Origin of the sequence: Peribacillus sp. TH27, assembly GCF_016650915.1 — a bacterium.
Classification (GTDB): domain Bacteria; phylum Bacillota; class Bacilli; order Bacillales; family DSM-1321; genus Peribacillus; species Peribacillus butanolivorans.
Window position 1 is genome coordinate 5658951 of sequence record NZ_JAEKEV010000002.1, and the last position, 18092, is coordinate 5677042.

General features: G+C 34.1%; 12 protein-coding genes and 1 pseudogene. 7 read left to right on the forward strand and 6 right to left on the reverse strand.

Going from position 1 to position 18092, the window contains the following annotated elements:
• Nucleotides 1–486: 486 nt before the first annotated feature.
• Nucleotides 487–1113 (forward strand): metal-dependent hydrolase, encoded by a 627-nt coding sequence (locus tag JFU24_RS28640; protein ID WP_201250824.1) that lies wholly within the window; start codon nt 487–489, stop codon nt 1111–1113.
• A gap of 618 nt (nt 1114–1731) precedes the next feature.
• Nucleotides 1732–2655 carry a Gfo/Idh/MocA family protein gene (locus tag JFU24_RS28645; protein WP_201185091.1) on the forward strand — a complete coding sequence of 308 codons (924 nt, stop codon included), beginning with the start codon at nt 1732–1734 and terminating at the stop codon, nt 2653–2655.
• Nucleotides 2656–3232: 577 nt separating this feature from the next.
• On the opposite strand, the gene JFU24_RS28650 is transcribed toward JFU24_RS28645, so the two are convergent.
• Complete coding sequence (locus JFU24_RS28650; protein WP_201185089.1) at nt 3233–3424, reverse strand: DUF3934 family protein; 192 nt, start codon at nt 3422–3424, stop codon at nt 3233–3235.
• 514 nt (nt 3425–3938) lie between these two features.
• A complete protein-coding gene (locus JFU24_RS28655) occupies nt 3939–4814 on the reverse strand; it encodes a LysR family transcriptional regulator (protein WP_201185088.1) in 876 nt (291 codons plus the stop codon).
• Between the two features lie 332 nt (nt 4815–5146).
• Between JFU24_RS28655 and JFU24_RS28660 the strand changes: the two are divergent.
• From JFU24_RS28660 to JFU24_RS28670, 3 genes and pseudogenes are all read left to right on the forward strand, one after another.
• Nucleotides 5147–6462 (forward strand): annotated as a pseudogene (locus tag JFU24_RS28660) (MFS transporter).
• 243 nt (nt 6463–6705) lie between these two features.
• Nucleotides 6706–7938 carry an acyl-CoA dehydrogenase family protein gene (locus JFU24_RS28665; protein WP_201224256.1) on the forward strand — a complete coding sequence of 411 codons (1233 nt, stop codon included), beginning with the start codon at nt 6706–6708 and terminating at the stop codon, nt 7936–7938.
• Nucleotides 7939–8245: 307 nt separating this feature from the next.
• On the forward strand, nt 8246–9871 hold the full coding sequence (locus JFU24_RS28670) for an acyl-CoA synthetase (RefSeq protein ID WP_201224257.1): 1626 nt from the start codon (nt 8246–8248) through the stop codon (nt 9869–9871).
• 808 nt (nt 9872–10679) lie between these two features.
• Here JFU24_RS28670 and JFU24_RS28675 read toward each other — a convergent pair.
• Complete coding sequence (locus tag JFU24_RS28675) at nt 10680–12011, reverse strand: oligosaccharide flippase family protein (protein ID WP_201185083.1); 1332 nt, start codon at nt 12009–12011, stop codon at nt 10680–10682.
• Between the two features lie 493 nt (nt 12012–12504).
• Nucleotides 12505–12969: a GNAT family N-acetyltransferase gene (locus tag JFU24_RS28680; protein WP_201224258.1), complete on the reverse strand. Its 465-nt coding sequence runs from the start codon at nt 12967–12969 to the stop codon at nt 12505–12507.
• Between the two features lie 453 nt (nt 12970–13422).
• Between JFU24_RS28680 and JFU24_RS28685 the strand changes: the two genes are divergently transcribed.
• The gene (locus JFU24_RS28685; RefSeq protein WP_201185081.1) at nt 13423–13689 is read left to right on the forward strand and encodes a hypothetical protein; all 267 of its coding nucleotides are present in this window, start codon (nt 13423–13425) and stop codon (nt 13687–13689) included.
• A gap of 398 nt (nt 13690–14087) precedes the next feature.
• Here JFU24_RS28685 and JFU24_RS28690 read toward each other — a convergent pair whose 3' ends face one another.
• Nucleotides 14088–15452: a C40 family peptidase gene (locus JFU24_RS28690; protein WP_201185079.1), complete on the reverse strand. Its 1365-nt coding sequence runs from the start codon at nt 15450–15452 to the stop codon at nt 14088–14090.
• Between the two features lie 341 nt (nt 15453–15793).
• Between JFU24_RS28690 and JFU24_RS30915 the strand changes: the two genes are divergently transcribed.
• Entirely contained in the window at nt 15794–15928 is a 135-nt protein-coding gene (locus tag JFU24_RS30915) for a hypothetical protein (protein ID WP_274606979.1), read from the forward strand.
• A 470-nt stretch (nt 15929–16398) separates the two neighbouring features.
• On the opposite strand, the gene JFU24_RS28695 is transcribed toward JFU24_RS30915, so the two are convergent.
• Nucleotides 16399–17835, reverse strand: a complete 1437-nt coding sequence (locus JFU24_RS28695) for an amino acid permease (RefSeq protein ID WP_201250825.1) — start codon at nt 17833–17835, stop codon at nt 16399–16401.
• Nucleotides 17836–18092: the final 257 nt, after the last annotated feature.

Below are 18092 nucleotides of genomic sequence, written 5' to 3' on the forward strand. Positions count from 1 at the left end.
CTACTTGGCTCTAACATTTCTGGTTAGCTTTGTGTAGCTATATTTACTTAAGCATTATGAGTTTCTTTCTCAAAAAGAGAAATCTGCCTTATTGCATCGAGCTTAGCGACACCAGGATGAGCTTCCATATTCTTTATTTCAATTCCTCTTTGTGTACTTTGTAATATTGTTCATGATTTATTTTGAATTTTAGCACTTATTGCCTCTTCGTTTTTCATGATTTTCACGAGTAGGATAGCCCAATAACTATTTAACCTGAAAATGGTGATACGACTAGAAGTGAGTGAACAAAATTCAAAGGATTCTAAGAACATTACAAAGAGGGAATAAGGTTCTTCTTATTTTGAAATCAAGGAATAATCCCATTTTTTTAAAAGAAATAAAGAAATTCAGTAAAAAATATTGTATAGTTAAAAAGCAAGGTGTTCGAACAAACATTCGATTGTGATATGGAAGATAACTTCTTAGAAGAACAGGAGAGAGACAGTGAACGGGACAGCGCATATGGCATTAGGAGCGACAGTGGGATTTTTAACAGCAAACACACTTCAAACCGATCCAACCACTACTTTATTCTTAGTTGGGGTTGGGGGTGTTTCAGGTCTAATGCCCGACATGGATATTGACGGAAAGTTAAGCAATAGAATTACCTTTTCACACAAGTTCATCCGAACTTTAGCACAAACCATCGGGATTCTCATGATTATTTATAGCGTTTTGGAAGGTTCTGAAACGGAAAAGTGGGTTGGTGTAGGAGCAGGAATTGGCATTATTATAATATCTACATTTATAACGCAAAGGCATATGCTGACCCTGACAGGATTAGGGGTATTAGGAGGCGGCCTATCTTTACAGGAAAACTGGTTATGGCTGTTAGGTATCTATATAATTCTAGCATCTTTCACACCTCATAGAAGTTATACGCATTCGATTGCTGGCATCGTTTTCTTTGGCGTCATTGCTCATCAATTCGAATCATCTTTGGGGATAGAGGGGATTTTCACTACTTGTATATTAGGCTACATAAGTCATTTAATTGCGGATATGAAATTTTTACCTTTTAATAGACGAGGAGTAAAGTTATTCTTGCCATTTTTCTCAAAGGAATTTTAAGTAAAAGAAACAGTGGTTCTGTCAGAACCACTGTTTCTTTTACTATTCATCATGAGATATGGTATTTTTTGATAAAGTAAAAAAATATTAAATATAAAATAATAGGAAATGGTAACTATTATAGGGTAAATTTAACTTGTCTTCATCATTTTCAGATGATACGACTCTTGATCAGTTAGAGTTTTTGGACAGACGCTTAGATAGAATAGTGGAGATTGCATGAATTCGTATTAATGTATGCAATCAAACAAAGTGAAAAAGTATAAAAATGGAAGAATAAAAATTGATGGAGTGTATGGAAGAATCGTTTTTGGTGTTTATAACGCAACAAGAAGGAGAAAAAATAGAGAAAATTATTCGCGTTCTCGGAGATTTTGAAAAAGAGAGTTTTGATGTTAATACCATACATGAAATGGTAGTACGCCCCAGGTTCTTGATTAAATAGTAGCATTGAATCTGAACTACAAAATAACAAAGGGATTTGACAGACTCGAGTATGTTCACTTGATACTCCTATTACACGACCACATGCAAAAATAATTTGTTCATTTGGCTTTACAACTGAAACAGTGTAAACTAATTTTGTTATTAACAATATCAATGCAAAGGATGTCAAACATGAAAAAACCTCGTATTGGAATGATAGGTTTAGGAAGTATAGCTCAAAAAGCATATTTACCAATCCTTACTAAAGAAACGGATTGGTCATTTGTAGGTGCTTTTTCACCAAGTAAAGATAAACGAAAAATGATTTGCAATCAGTATCGTATTCAAGATTTTAATAGCTTACAAACACTCGCTGCAGAGTGTGATGCTGTTTTCGTACATAGTTCCACTAGCTCACATTTTGAAGTCGTATCTTCTCTATTAACTAAAGGAATAGATGTTTATGTCGATAAACCATTAGCTGCAACTGTTGCTGAAGCTGAAAAATTAGTAGAGTTAAGTGAAAAATCACGAAGAAAGCTTATGGTTGGATTTAATCGCCGCTTTGCTCCTATGTATGTACAAGCAAAACAACAAGCTCAAAACATAGCATCAGTTCGTATAGAAAAACATAGAACAGATAGTATGGGACCTTATTCTTATGATTTTAGAATGTTAGATGATTATTTACATGTAGTTGATACTGCAAGATGGTTAGCTAATGGTGATTTAGATGTGCTGCATGGAACAGTAAATATCAGTAGTGAGAATTACCTTGTTTATGCAGGACATGTTTATAAATCCAAGGAGGGTATACCTTTCTTTACAGACATGCATCGAAAAGCAGGTACTAATCTTGAGAGGCTTGAACTATTAACAGATGGAGCAATTTTAAGTGTTAGGAACATGAATACTTTAGAAATTGCTTCTAATAACAGCCACTCAACTTCATTTTCTCCATCTTGGGATACAACGTTAAAGCAAAGAGGATTTGAAGATGCTGTACAACATTTTATTAATTGTATTCAAAATGATGAGAAACCACTGATTGATGGACTAGAAGGTCTGAAATCTCAATTGTTAGTCAATCAATTATTAAAAGCAGTAGCCAAATAAATAATATCAATTTAATGATATTGGAGCGCTTTCTAACTTTTTACAAAGAGTCTAGCAAAAAAGAGACAAAATTTCTTAGAGTAGAAAATTCGTTCCTTCTTATGGCGAAAATTACTTAGCTTATGAATAAAACTAAACAGATAGTACATTTTTATAATGTAGCCCCTTTGATTGAATCTGCTCAAGTTGTTGGTGAAGCCATACATTCAGAAACAAACTCTGTTAAAAAGGGCTACCAACGGTTTTACAATAAAGTTATCATCGAAAAAAGTTAACACAACAAACATAAAAGTCAGATTAGATGAACATTTCGTGATTGTATCTGTATAAATTAAAAAAACCTCAAATGAACACGAAAGACACTACCGGTTTGGGAGTGTCTTTTTCTTTATTATATATAAATGCTCTTGGTTAATTCAATAGCTATAGAGTGAAGGAAGTTAGAGTTATTAATCTATTTGACCCATTATTAATCTATTTGACCCATTTCTCTCATACAGATTTTTAAATACCCTGTATGAGAATATGGAACATAATGTAGTAACCTTTAATTTAACTCATAGGAATTACATAATGATTATCTTTCAGACTTATCACCAGTATTATTGGTAGTTGTCTTTGAGTCATTCGCGTGTTTAACGCCTTTACTTACATAAGGTTTTGCGCTCTTTTTCTTGTTGGCACTAGTTTTCCAACGATTCCAACCCTTCTTACCCGTTCCCGTACCTGTACCTTTACCTGTTCCAGTTTTAGCCTTAGCTTTACTCATGAAATCACTCCATTAATATTGTATGGTTAGTTTAAACCATTTTACTTGATTATTATCCAAGTATGTTGAAATATACATCAACTAAGGAGATAAGTACAGAGAAAGGCTCAATAAATTTTAAATTGATTTATTTTTTTCACCAAAATACAAAGGGAATCCGATATTGACATAAGACATAAAAAACTGAATATGGGGTACTTTTTGATTAGAAATAATGCTAACAAAGAGAGAACAGAAGGGAAGATCTTTTTAAAAAGTGAAAAAGTTATTTAGTATAGTACAAAAGCTTACATATGCATCTGTACGGTGTAATATCTTAGCTAATGATTTTTTTAAGCGGTTACTGAAATGGACTAAAAATATTCAAAAATTATAGGGATTTGTAGTTTACTTTATGAAGTTAATAGTAATGAATGTTGATTATAGCCTATTGATGGAGATATTAATAAGATCCTAATTGAAAGAATTATGATAAATTAAAAAATCCCCTTACCATTTTGCTCCTTAATAATTTTTAAGAAACCTCTTGCTGATGTTGAAAAATATCTTTTTTTGAACGGATAAAACCACAAGTTAAATTGGAGCGTTCATAATTAACTAAGGGAATTATAATAATTTGACCATTAATAACTCTTTCATCATTAATTACAGTAAATTCAGAGAGGAAACTAATCCCTATCCCTTCGGCTATCGAGTTTTTTATCGTTTCCGTATTAGGAGATTCAAATAAAACCTTAAGGGGTCCATATTGGCGTATTATATCATCTAAAATAGGTTTGGTTATGGTATGTAAAATTAATTTTTGATTTAGTAATTCTTCAGGTGTAATACTTTCTTTGAAAGCAAGAGGAGAATTTTCGCAAACACAAATATACATTCTTCCTTGAAATAATGTATCAAAATGCAATACATTTTTATTTGAATTTCCCCACTTAATCCAAGTCATTTCATCAACCGTGATGAAACCTAGATCATGCTCATTGTTTGAAATTTCCCTAATTACATTCTGATTTTCCTCAATAATAATCTCTGTGTTTGGATATTTTTTATTAAAGGCGGAAATAGCTTTAGGTAAAAAAGTAAGTAAAGTACTCGGGCTAGCAACTATTCTAAGTTCTTTATCGATATTTGTGCTCTGAAATTTTGCTTCTCTTTCTAAGTCTACTAACAAATCGCTAATTTTATATGCTTTTTCTATTATTCTTTTTCCTTGTTCTGTGGGTTTGGTTCCCAATCTTGATCTTTTAAATAAGCTTAATCCAAATTTCTGTTCGAAATTTGATAAAGACTGACTTATAGTAGCTACAGAAACATGAAGGTTATTTGCTGCCTCAGTAATCGAACCTGTTTTTGCCACTTCAATAATATATTCAATTTGTTGTATTTGCATAGCATATTCCCTCCTTTCTTTAGGAAAACCTAAAGTAACCTTAATATATAACTGATATACTCCTATTAAAATTCATTATAGGATAAATTTAGAATATTTCAATAATTATAATTTATCAGCTAAATATACGATTGTGAGGAGGAGAGGTGATTATGGAAAGAGTACACAACGAATAAAGTATGGTGCTGGTAACAGATATTTTAAATGAATTTTTCATAAGAAAGCAATGATTAGAAATGAAATCCCTTACAAATTGATTGGATTTTAAATTTATTTCACTAAGTAATGATGAATAAGAAACTCTACAAAAATACTAAAAAGAGGTGAAACAGATGAGTGGAAAATACCGCTATTTCTTAATGATGATGATTACCTTTATTACAATTATTAATTATGTTGATCGCTCTATAATGGCTTATGCACAGGAGTATATAATAAATGAATATGGATTAAATGCTAAATCATGGGGGCATGTATTAGGTTTTTTGGATACGGATATATTTTTGGCGGTTTTTTTGGAGGACTATTAGCCGATAAAAAAGGTCCTAAATTTGTGTGGATGCTTTCGGCTGTTACTTGGTCTATATTTGCTTTGGGTATGGGGGTTTCAGGGGATATTGGTATTGCCGTTTTTGGAGGTTCTGCACTTGCAGGATTTGCTGTATTTCGAATCTTATTTGGATTAGCAGAAGGACCTGCTCTTGTGGGCAATGCCCGGACGTTGGCAAATTGGGCACCTGTAAAAGAAAGAGCATTTTTGAATGGAATAGGTATATTAGGAGTCCCATTTGGAGCTTTAATTACGGCCCCAATTGCCGTATTTTTAATTTCTACAGTAGGTTGGAAAATGATGTTTGTCGTATTGGGAGCGATTGGTATAATTTGGGCGATTATATGGCGCAAAATATTTACAGATTATCCTGAAGATCATCCCCTTGTTTCAAAAGAAGAACTAGAAGTAATTCGTTATTCTAATGACATAAAAAAGAATGAAGGTGGAGATAAGACCATTTCCCCCTGGTATCATTTTTTAAAAAGTCCAACATTAATGTTAAATTCGATTGCTCACTTTTGTGCGAACTACATCAATTTTTTAATTTTAACCTGGGCTCCAAAATACCTGCAGGACGTCTTCAATTACGATTTAAAAGCGTTAGGTTATCTAGGGATGATTCCTTGGGCATTAGCCTGTATTACTGTTCTACTGGGACCAAAAATCTCAGATATTCTATTTAAAAGGACGAACAACTTGTGGATAGCAAGATCGGGACTATGCATGATTTCATTTATCCTAACAGGTTTGTTCTTTACACTCATTCTTACTGTTAATTCTCCATTAGTCATTTTACTCTTAATGTCATTGGGGACTGGTTCTTCATTTTTAGGTGGTGCTTTGTTTTGGGTAGTCATTCAGGACACTGCACCTACAAGAGTTGGAGCATATACAGGGGTTAACCATTTCATAATTAACGCAGCTGCTATAGTCGCTCCGACCTTAACTGGTTATCTTGTCATGACTAATGGTTATCCAGCGATGTTTATTGCAGCAGTAGTGGTTTGCTTAATTGGATTCATCCTGATGATTTTTGTTAAACCAGGAATAAAAAATAATCAATCAGAAGTCATAGTAAATAATGCTCGTATGTAAATATTGCTCGTATAATTGAAAACTATTCGATTCAAATTGCTAATGTTACTTAAAATTTAAAAGTGTAAAAAATATATGTTTTGATTTAGGTAATCTTGAACGCTTCACTCTTTCTTTAGGAAAAATTGAAGTAACCTTAAAATTTAAGTGATTTACACTTAAAATCACCTAAGATAGAATAAATTTAGAATATTCAGATAAATATAAAAGCCACCAAAATTAAAATGGAAAAGGGGAAGAGACATGGATTTTAGATTAACTGATGAGCAAAGAATGGTACAAGAAACAGTTCGAGATTTTGTTGAAAAAGAATTAGCGCCACTCGAAAATCAAGTGTTAAGAAATGAACGTGAAGGTAAACCTGGAATTACTAGGGAGGAATTACGTAAACTTCAATTAAAAGCTAAGGACATAGGTTTTTGGGGAATTAACTCTCCAGAGGAATATGGAGGAGCCGACTTGGGTCCTGTAATGAGTAGTTTAATACAAATGGAATTAGGTAGAACGATTGTTCCTTTTGATTTTGGAGGACATGCACCAAATCTTTTATATATAGCACTTAATGAAGAACAAAAAAAGAAGTATTTATTGCCAGTTGTTGATGGAGAGAAAATTGCTTGCTTTGCATTGACAGAATCAAGTTCTGGTTCAGATGCTTCAAATATGGAAACAACTGCTGTGAAACAAGGAAATGAGTGGATTATTAATGGGGAAAAGATATTTATTACTCATGGTAGTGAATCAGACTTTGCCATCGTATTTGCAGTAACAGATAGACAGAAAGGTATGAATGGGGGAATCACTTGTTTCCTAGTTGACCGCGAACTGGGGTACCGTTCTGAGCCAATTCCGGTGATGTCTGGAAGTCATCATGAACCTGCAACGCTAGTTTTTGATAATGTACGTGTTCCTGAAGAAAATGTTATTGGAGAAGTGGGAGATGGCTTTAAATATGCAATGGTGTTCATTAACCATAATCGTGGATGGGTTATTCCTTCTTGGGCTATTGGTGGTGCTGAACGTTTATTAAATATGGCAATAGAATGGGCAAATAATCGTGTTTCATTCGGAGAGCCACTTGCTGAACGTCAAGCAATTCAATGGATGATCGCTGATTCTGCTACCGAAATTGAAGCAGCAAAATGGATTTTTCTCCGTTCTGCGTGGATGGCTGAACAAGAAGGATCATGGAAAACTGGGCAAGATAGCATTCAATTCCGCCATCAGTCCTCAATCTCAAAGTTATATTCGACTAATATGATAAGTCGAGTAGTTGACCGCGTTTTACAAATTCATGGAGGTTTAGGTTATACAAAAGAATCGCCTGTAGAGCGCTGGTATCGTGAGGTAAGAATTTGGCGTATTTTTGAAGGTTCAGATGAAATGCTCCGCCGTTCAATCGCTACTAATTTACTGAAAGAAAAAGTAAAAGTCGGTGAATTGATGAAAGCAGGTAGTGAATTTGTTTTGAATTAACTCTATTTTTAGAAAAAGATCCGAAAATTAGTAAGCGTTTACATTTAAGAGAGTAATAAAATTTATTGAAATAAAATCCTAAATGAGAGTGAGTTGAAATACAAGATATACCTTTAGTCTACTTCCTCTTCAAGGTGGGTGGTGTGAACATAAGTGTCAGACTGTCTTTCAATTATTGCTTCATACTAAGCAGTAAGATACTATATCAGTATTTTTTGGAGAGGGCATCCCCTAATGAAATGCCCTCTTAGTTTCAAATCGAATAGTTAAGGTATATATCATTAATTTTTTTAGGGGGAGGTATGAAATGGGTACAGATTTTGATCTAATTGTCCCAGAATACTATAACATTGCTTGGGACATTGATGGCTATGCTGATGGGGAGCCCCAAGTAGCTATTTATTGGGAAGATGCAATAGGAATCACAAAGACCTTAACCTACCAAGAGCTCCGCCATTTATCAAATAAATTTGCTAATGTCTTAAAAAACATTGGTTTAACAAAAGGGGATAAGATTTTAATTGTCCTTCCAAGAATTCCTGAGACATATATTGCTTATATTGCTGCTTTAAAGTTAGGGTTAGTTATATCTCCCGGTTCAGATATGCTTATGCCTAAGGATCTTTTATATAGAATTAATCAATCACAAGCTAAAGCAATCATTTGTTATCATACCTTAACAGATCGGGTCCATAAAATTAGTTCAGAAACGGTGAGCCTTAGATATTATCTCACGGTTGGCGGCGAAGTGGAAGGATGGCAAAACTACGAGAATTTAATCAAAGGAATGCCATCAAAATTTGACCCTGTTGCAACCCGTTCTGATGATAGCGCTTTCCTTTGCTATACATCTGGTGCGACGGGGAATCCAAAGGGAGTAATACATGATCATGGATGGGTTTATGCACATCGAGCGTTATCCGTAAAAATTGGGTTTAACTGTGGACCGGATACTCTGATTTGGAGCACTGTTAGTCCAGCATGGATAAAGTGGGTACACAATGCCTTTATTAACACGTTAGGGTCTGGTGCTACAGGATTAGCTTATAACGGTCATCTTGATGGGGAGAAATATTTACAAATGATAGAAAAATACAATGTAAACTTTTTATGTGCTACCGCAACTGAATATCGCAAAATTTCTAATGTCGATCAATTAGATCGTTTTAAAATTTCTAGTCTAAAAAATGCTTTAAGTGCAGGGGAACCTCTTAATAACCAAGTTATCGATAAGTTTAAGAGACACTTCAACGTGAAGGTTGGAGATGGTTATGGACAAACAGAAAACACTCTACTAATTACATCATTAAATGACATGAATGTAAAACCAGGGTCACTAGGAAGATCAACTCTGGGTGATCTGGTAAGAGTTAATGATGATAATGGGAATCCATTACCATTTGGGGAAGTGGGAGTGATTGCAGTACACCGAAGTGTTCGAGGTTTATTCAAAGAGTATCATAATGATCCGGAACGCACGAAATCAGTATTCCATGGTGATTGGTATATGACTGGTGATCTTGCGAAGATGGATCAAGACGGATATTTTTGGTTTGAAGGTCGTTCAGATGATCTCATAATAAGCTCTGGCTACACCATTGGACCATCTGAAATAGAAGAGGCTCTGCTAAGTTATGAAAATGTGAAAGAATGTGCTGTTGTACCAAGTCCTGATGCAGTTAGAGGAGCCGTTGTAAAAGCTTTTGTTGTCATAGATAAAAAAGTTATACCGTCAGATAACCTAGTAAAGGAATTACAGAATTATGTAAAAACAATTACAGCTCCTTATAAATATCCAAGAGAAATTGAATTTGTTTCAGAACTACCCAAAACCGTCTCAGGTAAGATTCAAAGAGGGAAATTACGTCAGTTAGAAAAACAAAGAAAACAAATAGAAAACATAAAAACTCAAACTGTCCCTAAGGATGAATAATATTATGAATTAATAATTCTAATAATAATGATGATGATAGTGAATGTTGTTTCCGTAGTCGTAGCATATATTAACATAATTTTTTAAACAGTAATGAGCTCGCTAATGTCAAGGGGGAGCTGAGGTGCTTCACATAGACCATGCGTTACTATAAATTGGACAGACCGGTAGAGTGGACACATCTAGTTTAATAATCACCTTGTATTTTAATGAGTAATCTAAAACCAAGTCTTGAAGAGATTAAAAGGCCTAGTATTACCTCCTGAATATCGAAAAGTAAATATAAGTATTCCTCCTTTTTATTGGAGAGAAGGTAAAATAATGATGAACTGCCCTAAATCAAGCTTTTGATTTGTGTAATTGTTGGTATGTGATTTTTCATTGAGTAACAGGCACGGTTAAAAAGCACCTAATGACCTTAATACAGATATAACGACAACGAGAATCAATCCAATAAATTACCTTAAGTTGCAGTCTACATTAATTAACCTCATAAGAATTGAAAAGACACAGCCTGATTGAGGAGTGTCTTTTTCTTCACATTTTATTTGAATATTTTAAAAAGGTTTTGAGTTTTGTCACCGTTATTATTGCTGACATTTTGAATCATTCGAGTGTTTAACGTCTAACTACATATGTTATGTTGATCGTTCGGTTTTTTTACCTTTCTTGCCCGTACGTTTATCCGGTCTTAGCCTTAGCTTTATTTATGATATCACTTCATTAATATTGTATGATATTTTAAAGAATATTCTTGACTAAAATCAAATTAGGTTGAAAACTCACTAACTATCTAGATAAGTACAGGTTACTTCATTATTATAGATCTCGATTTTGTTAACCAGATGCTTATCCCTATTTTTTTACATATAGTTAAGTAATGCATAAGGGTTAATAATACAGCACCTGTATTCATGCCTAAGATGATGCCTCCCATGTTAAGAGAGGCTTGGGAGCCGAGAATATACATCATCACAAAGGCGACGATATGTGACCACACAGTATGGAAAAAAGCCTCTTTAACTAAGCCTAAGCCAATAAGATAGGCTTGCATCGGAATAACAAAAAAGTGAAAAAGAAAATAAGGACATAATAATTTTAAATAATAAGCAGCTGAAGTGGAGGAAAAAAAGAGTGAGGTCAAAGGTTCCGCAAAGAGATAAATAAAGACCACTGCAGGAACCCCATACAAGATTGTAAAAGACATCGATTTTTGTAATAAAACTCTCAATTTTTCCTCATCCTGTCTCTTGTAAGCATTCGATACATTAGGGATAAGCATTATCATTAGTGAATGAGCAATAAAAGCAGGGAAGAAGCCGATAGTCATCGCAACTCCTGTGAGCATCCCAAAATGTTCAGTAGCCATTACCGCGCCGAATCCTGCTGAGAGAAGGGCAGCATGAATCAGAAAAGGTTGAATCGCATTTGTTATTGCGTGAAAGATTCTTAGTCCCATAGTAGGTAGTGAAACCTCCAGCAACTTTTGACGTGCATATCTACCAGAGGTACGCGAGTTTGTACCACGCTTCATAATACGCATTTGAAGAATCAATAGGCTAATCAGGTATAAGAAGACGAGGAACTCACTGCCTATTAAAACAAAGAAGGCCATCAGCAGGGACTTTTCCTGGTTAAAATTAAATAAGGTAAAGATGAAGAACAGCAAGCCAAATTGAATAATATCTTTTAAAAAGTTGGAAAATGCAATCTTTCCCATCTGCTGAACGCCCATAAAATATCCTCTTGCAATCGACGAAAAGGCGACTATAGGGATTAAGGTAATAAGCAGCCATTTTATATATGGGTGGTATCTGTCCATTATGGATGAAAAGGTAAGAATAAAAGGCATGACGACACACATAACCAGCACTACAACCATAGCCATTTTAAGTGCATGTATCACAAGATTATAATGCAATGTGTGTTTATTTTCTGCCACGAATTTTGAAATGGAAATATGTAATTCAAGACTGGCAATCACATATATCAAAAAGAAAATCGGCAATATAGACATATAGAGCCCCATGCCTTCTTCTTGTAATTCCCTGGCTAGGATCATGTTCACTAAAAATTCGATACATTCACCAAAAAACGCTGCGACAATCAAAATGAGCGTTCCTTTATAGAAAGATTTCATGTTGGCACACTCCTAACAAAGGTGTTTGTATAAGATATGAGACATGCCATGGAATATTCATAAGGAAGGACATAAAGCGGAGGTACTTATTGACTTATCATGGTTTTACTAAAAAAATATAGATTAAGAATATAAGTTTTTTAAGAACTACCTTAATGGAAAGTGAGCATAGTTTAACCTTCACATTAATCTTTTCATACTAATATTTTTCCCCTTAAATCGTTCAGAAAAAAGTACGGAAATAAAAATAACAAAACCCTGTTGGATTTTGCTAAGAATTTTCATTTTTATCGTTGATAATCCTCTTTGTTTTATTTGGGGCACATTGATTTAATCCATAGATTTTTCTTTTCAGCTAATGGCACATTATCGTATGGTGAGCGTATAGATAGATGTTACTTTAGAATAAAGTTTGATCATTTTCAGGGTTTAAGTACGACGAATACTCTCCGTTATATAGGAAGTTACCTTTATGCACTATGCAATAGTTTATTTAAATTGATTTTGTCATCGTGATATTCGTAATTTCATAGCCCGACTTTTCATATAATCCACGTGCAATTTTGTTATGGCCAAAAACGTGAAGTGAAATCTTCTTCATTCCTAATTCTTTAGCGATAATTTCAATTTCTTTCATTGCATTCTTACCATATCCCAGCCCTTGATATTGCTCAAAGATAATAAAATCATAAATAAAGCCTTCGTCATTATTTTTAGGTGATTTTTGTGCAATCCAAATCGTTCCGACTATGTGTTGGTCGTGAAAGATAGAGAATATATAATTAAACTCGGATTTTTCACCTTTTGGTAAAAGTTGAGTAAATTCTTTCCTAGAAAGATCCATTGCTTCATCTTCACTCCAATTTCCAGAAGCAACTTTGTCTTTTGCATAGTCATCAATTGCATGAATAATATATTGCTTAAAATCCTCTTGTTTAATAGGTTTTAATGTAACCATTTAATTCCCTCCTAATATATTGATAATTCTTCTATTAAACATAATATATTTTAAAAAAACTATCGCATACCTGTTAGCTTAATAATGTTAATTCCTCTTTTTTTATAAATGATGAGACTTTATCCAAAAGCCACAATAGACGCTTAGAGAACATAGTTTTTTTAAAAATTAATTCTAATTCAAGTCATCGCATATTTTGCGGAAAAACCAAAGCTTTATCTATATTTGCTGATTATTTCATTCTCATGATGTCCACTCTTAAAGTGACCTTTGTTTTATTATTAAAAGTTTTGGCTAAACCAGATGAACTTAGTTAAAAAAATTTAGTGATTTTTCAATTTTCCACTAGATTAGAAATGCCGGATAAATAGTAAAGGCCTTCTACTAGAGGATATATTCACTTTGTAATTCAGCCTATATTTTGCTATTCTGTATTCAGAGGAGATGATCAAAATGAAATTTACATCTATTAGTAAGTCAGACATTGATGAATTATGCATTGCGTTTGAAAGTTGTTTAACACAACATGATATTACATTCAAATATGTAGATATGACAGAAGATAACGGAATAATCTCGTTTATTTTTTGCAATGATCCGGAAAAGGCTAGATCAGTCGATTTAGAAGGCAAACAGTTTATTGGATTAGAAACAGATTACATAGCCAAGGAAATTTTGGAGCCAATCCTACCTCGGTTAAAAGAATATGCAAAAAAATAAAATCATCGTTTAAGATGATTTTATTTTTTTGATTAATTACATATTTGTTATCCTAAATTAAAAGTCTGCTGTTATTTTTGAGGGTGAAATGGTAAAGGGATTCCGTTTTAATGCAAAGTCTACAATTGCTGGAAGCAAACGAATTTTCAACTTTTAGTAAACGAGTTAAACCTTTAGCTACTGATTTGAAGTTTTTTTATCTGAAACTAAGAGTTTGTTTCTTTTGGACAATACAATACTATTAGCCTTGTTGCTTTACTGACTCGATAAGGCTAGCTGTTTCCGAACATCCATTGACTCTTACAAATTAAATTGGAATCTTACACTAAGTCCCCATTTAAAATCAAAATGGGGACTTAGTGTAGCTAACAATTATTATTTGATACATATGAATTTAGTTAAAGAACACGAACTGCTTTTACAAAGCGAGGTTCCCAGTAAGAACTGTTAATGTTTGCATAAGATACACCTTTAGATGTTGAAGCATTAAGCATTTGACCGTTACCGGCATAAATTCCTACGTGATTAATTACTCCATCATTATTGGTATCAAAAAATACTAAATCTCCTTTTTGCAGGGTGTTCGAAGATACAAGTTTCCCAACCTGGGATTGAGCCGATGAAGTTCGTGGTAAGGAAATACCTACAGCTTGGAATGCTTTCAATGTGAATGAAGAGCAATCAAATATATCTGTACGTGATGTGCTTGCACCATAAACATACCTAGCCCCTAAATATTTCGCACCAGCAGCTAATATTTTATCAGCTTGTGCTGAATTAGTTGATATGGACTCTTTTTTAGCTACAGATGATGTAGCTTTTCCAGAAAGTTTAATAGACTGACCAATATGAAGAGTATTTGCATTTGAAATGCTTGGATTTAAAGAAAGTAAAGAATTTACAGTTGTATTATGTGCTTTAGCAATTTTGTCTAGGGTGTCACCTGATTTGACTGTATAGGTTTTACTTGAACTACTTTTGCTAGCCGTTGAACTAGATGTAGAGGCTTGTCCAGATACACGGATAGATTGGCCAATACGAATACGATCTGAATTAGAAATATTAGGATTTAATTTAATTAATGCACTAAGAGATAGATTATATCTTTTAGCAATTGTAGATAAAGAATCCCCAAGTTTAACCACATATTTTTCTGTTGTATTAGTAGTGTTATTCGTATATTTGTTGAATTCATTAATCTTTAAAACTTGACCTGGAAAAATAAGATTACTAGTCAAATTGTTTTTAGATTTTAATTTTTGGACAGTCGTATTATGTGTTTTAGCAATTTTGTCTAGGGTGTCACCTGATTTGACTTTATAGGTATCACTTGAACTACCTTTGCTAGCCGTTGAACTAGATGTAGGGGCTTGTCCAGATACACGGATAGATTGTCCAATATGAATACGATCTGAATTAGAAATCTCAGGGTTTAATTTAATCAATGTACTAAGAGAAAGATTATATCTTTTAGCAATTGTAGATAAAGAATCCCCAAGTTTAACTACATATTTTTCCTTTGTATCTGTACTTTTATTATAGTTGAATTCATTAATCTTTAAAACTTGACCTGGCAAAATAAGATTACTAGTCAAATTGTTTTCAGATTTTAATTTTTGGACAGTTGTATTATGCGCTTTAGAAATTTCGTCTAGGGTGTCACCCGATTTAACTTGATAAGAACTTGCATAAGCAGAAGTGCTGGCAAATAGGGTACCTATAATAGTTCCCGCGAGAATAAAAGAGTTTTTCGAATTCTTCATATAGGAAAGTTCCTCCTGATGTGGTAAAAAAATATTTAACCTTTATATTATAGGGCTATGAAATATATAAAAACCATGACAAATAGAATAAAAAAGTGTTTCTAAGATTACAAAATAATTTCTAATGTTACAGTTTCGTTGCTAGATGTCGTGTTTTAGGACAATTGGTGTGTATCAATGATAGTTATCTATAGGTTTCTTCTATTGATAATATAGTAATTTTCGGTAGAGATAGATCCTGTTGAAGGGTTTTAGAAAGAAAGTTGATAATAATACCTTTTAAAAAGAGGTATAAAGCATAGAGAATATAAAATCTGAGGGGAACTAGTAAGGTGGTTTGGATGCTCAAAAAAGAGGGAGATGGAACAATGAAGAAATTACTTACTGGTTTGGTAGTATTCACAATGGTCCTGGGGATAACTTTTTCAACCACCTCTGCATCTGATGGGATTTCACTATTCGCAAAGCTGGGATAGAAACTCTATTTTGCGGAAGGACACTCATGGGGTGAAAGTCTCTTGTTATTCGAGGAAGGAAAAGATCTGCAGATTTAATCTTGCATGGACAGTCATGTTATACGCCGTAGTTATGTATTTCGTTTATGGATAAAAAGAATTTGGCGAAGAGAATTTATAGTCGCTCAGTAATGACTGCAGCAAAGGACAATCTTTCAGACACCTGGGTTACCATAGTAAAGGTAGTATGAATCATCGGTTCTCATTTTAACCACAAATTTCCTGCTTTTAAAGCAGGTAAGGAAAAAAGAAGTTGTTTAATAGTTGTTTAGTGTAAAAATACTCTGGAAATGAGATATCTCCAGAGTATTTTTTCTTTATGTAAATACTCTCGCGTTGATTTTATGTAATGCCCAGTATGAAAAGCAATCTTATTTAACAAAGATTGCTTTTCATTACTTTACTTTCTTCTCTAGATAATCTGGACAAGATTAAATGACCATTTTTTTACCAGAATTTAATTCCACTTCCTGTTGAGGTGTATTTACTTGCTTGTTTTTCTTCACCTTAAAGTGATAAACAGCATAACAACCAAGGAAGAACGATCCGCCGCAATAAAGGGCCATCCGCTGTTCAGGAACAAATGCTAGACTAATCATGACGATGCAGTTTGCTATTAAGGCAAGAATGGGAATGAATGGATATAGTGGTACTTTGAATTTTAAATTTTCTACCTTTCCACCCTTACGGATATATGATCTTCTAAAAGCAAGAAGAGAGGCCGCAATGGCAATCCAGCCAATTTGTGCTCCTAATCCTGCAAGGGAGAGAAGAAAAACAAACACTGTTTTTGCAGCTACTACACTTGAAAGTAAAGACAACCCGGCTATTGCAAGAGTGATAAGTAATGCATTTAGTGGAATTCCTCTCTTATTTACCATACCGAGCTTTGGACTTGCCATTCCTTCTCTAGAAAGCGAGTACAGCATTCGTGTCGCCGCATAAAGGCCGGAGTTTGCAACTGACAACAAAGCCGTGAGAATGATAAAGTTCATAATGTCCGCCGCATAAGGCACTCCTATGCTATCTAGTACAACAACGAATGGACTTTCAGCGATTCCTGCTTTTTCCCTTGGAATCAATGCTGAGAGTACAGAGACTGAAAGCACAAAGAAGAAAAGAGTTCGCCAAACTGTTTGTTTGATAGATTTAGGTATGACCTTTTCTGGGTTTTCACTTTCTCCTGCTGCAATTCCGATTAACTCTGTGCCCTGGAATGAAAAGTTCACTGTAATCATTGTTATAAGTAGGGCCGATATCCCATTCGGAAAGAGGCCTTCACTGAAAAAGTTGGAGAAAAACGGTGCCTCCTGTCCGCCTTTCATATCAATAATACCAAACATAGCAGCACCGCCAACTACGATAAACAGTATAATGGCCAATACTTTAATGCTTGAAAACACAAACTCCGATTCGCCAAATGCCTTTGCTGATAAAGCGTTTAGTAAAAAGATGAGAAAAGCAAAGATTGCACACCACATCCAAACGGGTGATTCAGGAAACCATCTTTGCATAAGTTGTCCCGCTGCCAAAAACTCTAAGGCAACTGTAACTGCCCACCCTAACCAGTATAGCCATCCAATGGCAAAGCCGGTTCCAGGACCAATGAATTTTGTCGCATATGTCTGAAACGAACCGGAAACAGGCATGGCAACCGATAGTTCACCGAGACAAAGCATCGTTAAATACATGATAAAACCGCCAACTATGTAAGAGAGAATAGCACCGATGGCCCCTGCTTCATGAATGGTGTAGCCTGAACCAATGAAAAAGCCTGTACCAATACATCCCCCTATTGAAATCATAAATAAATGTCTTGCTTTCATGCTCCGTTTTAATTCATTTGGTTGATTATCTACTGTTTTCATTGAAAAACTCCTTTACCTGATGGGTGCAAACGGTTTCATTTATGTTAGGACGTTTTTAGGGAATTAATGTTTCTCCATTAACAAGTTTTATGCTTTGATTTCAATCTTAGGTGATATTATCCCTTGAATAAGAGATTGCTTCTGCATGTAGAGAAACAGGAGTTAACATAGGTACCAATGCAAAAATAATTTCGATGACGTCGCTTAAGAAAGACAAAGAAGCCAAACGTCTGGAAACTATGGATATAAATTGATTC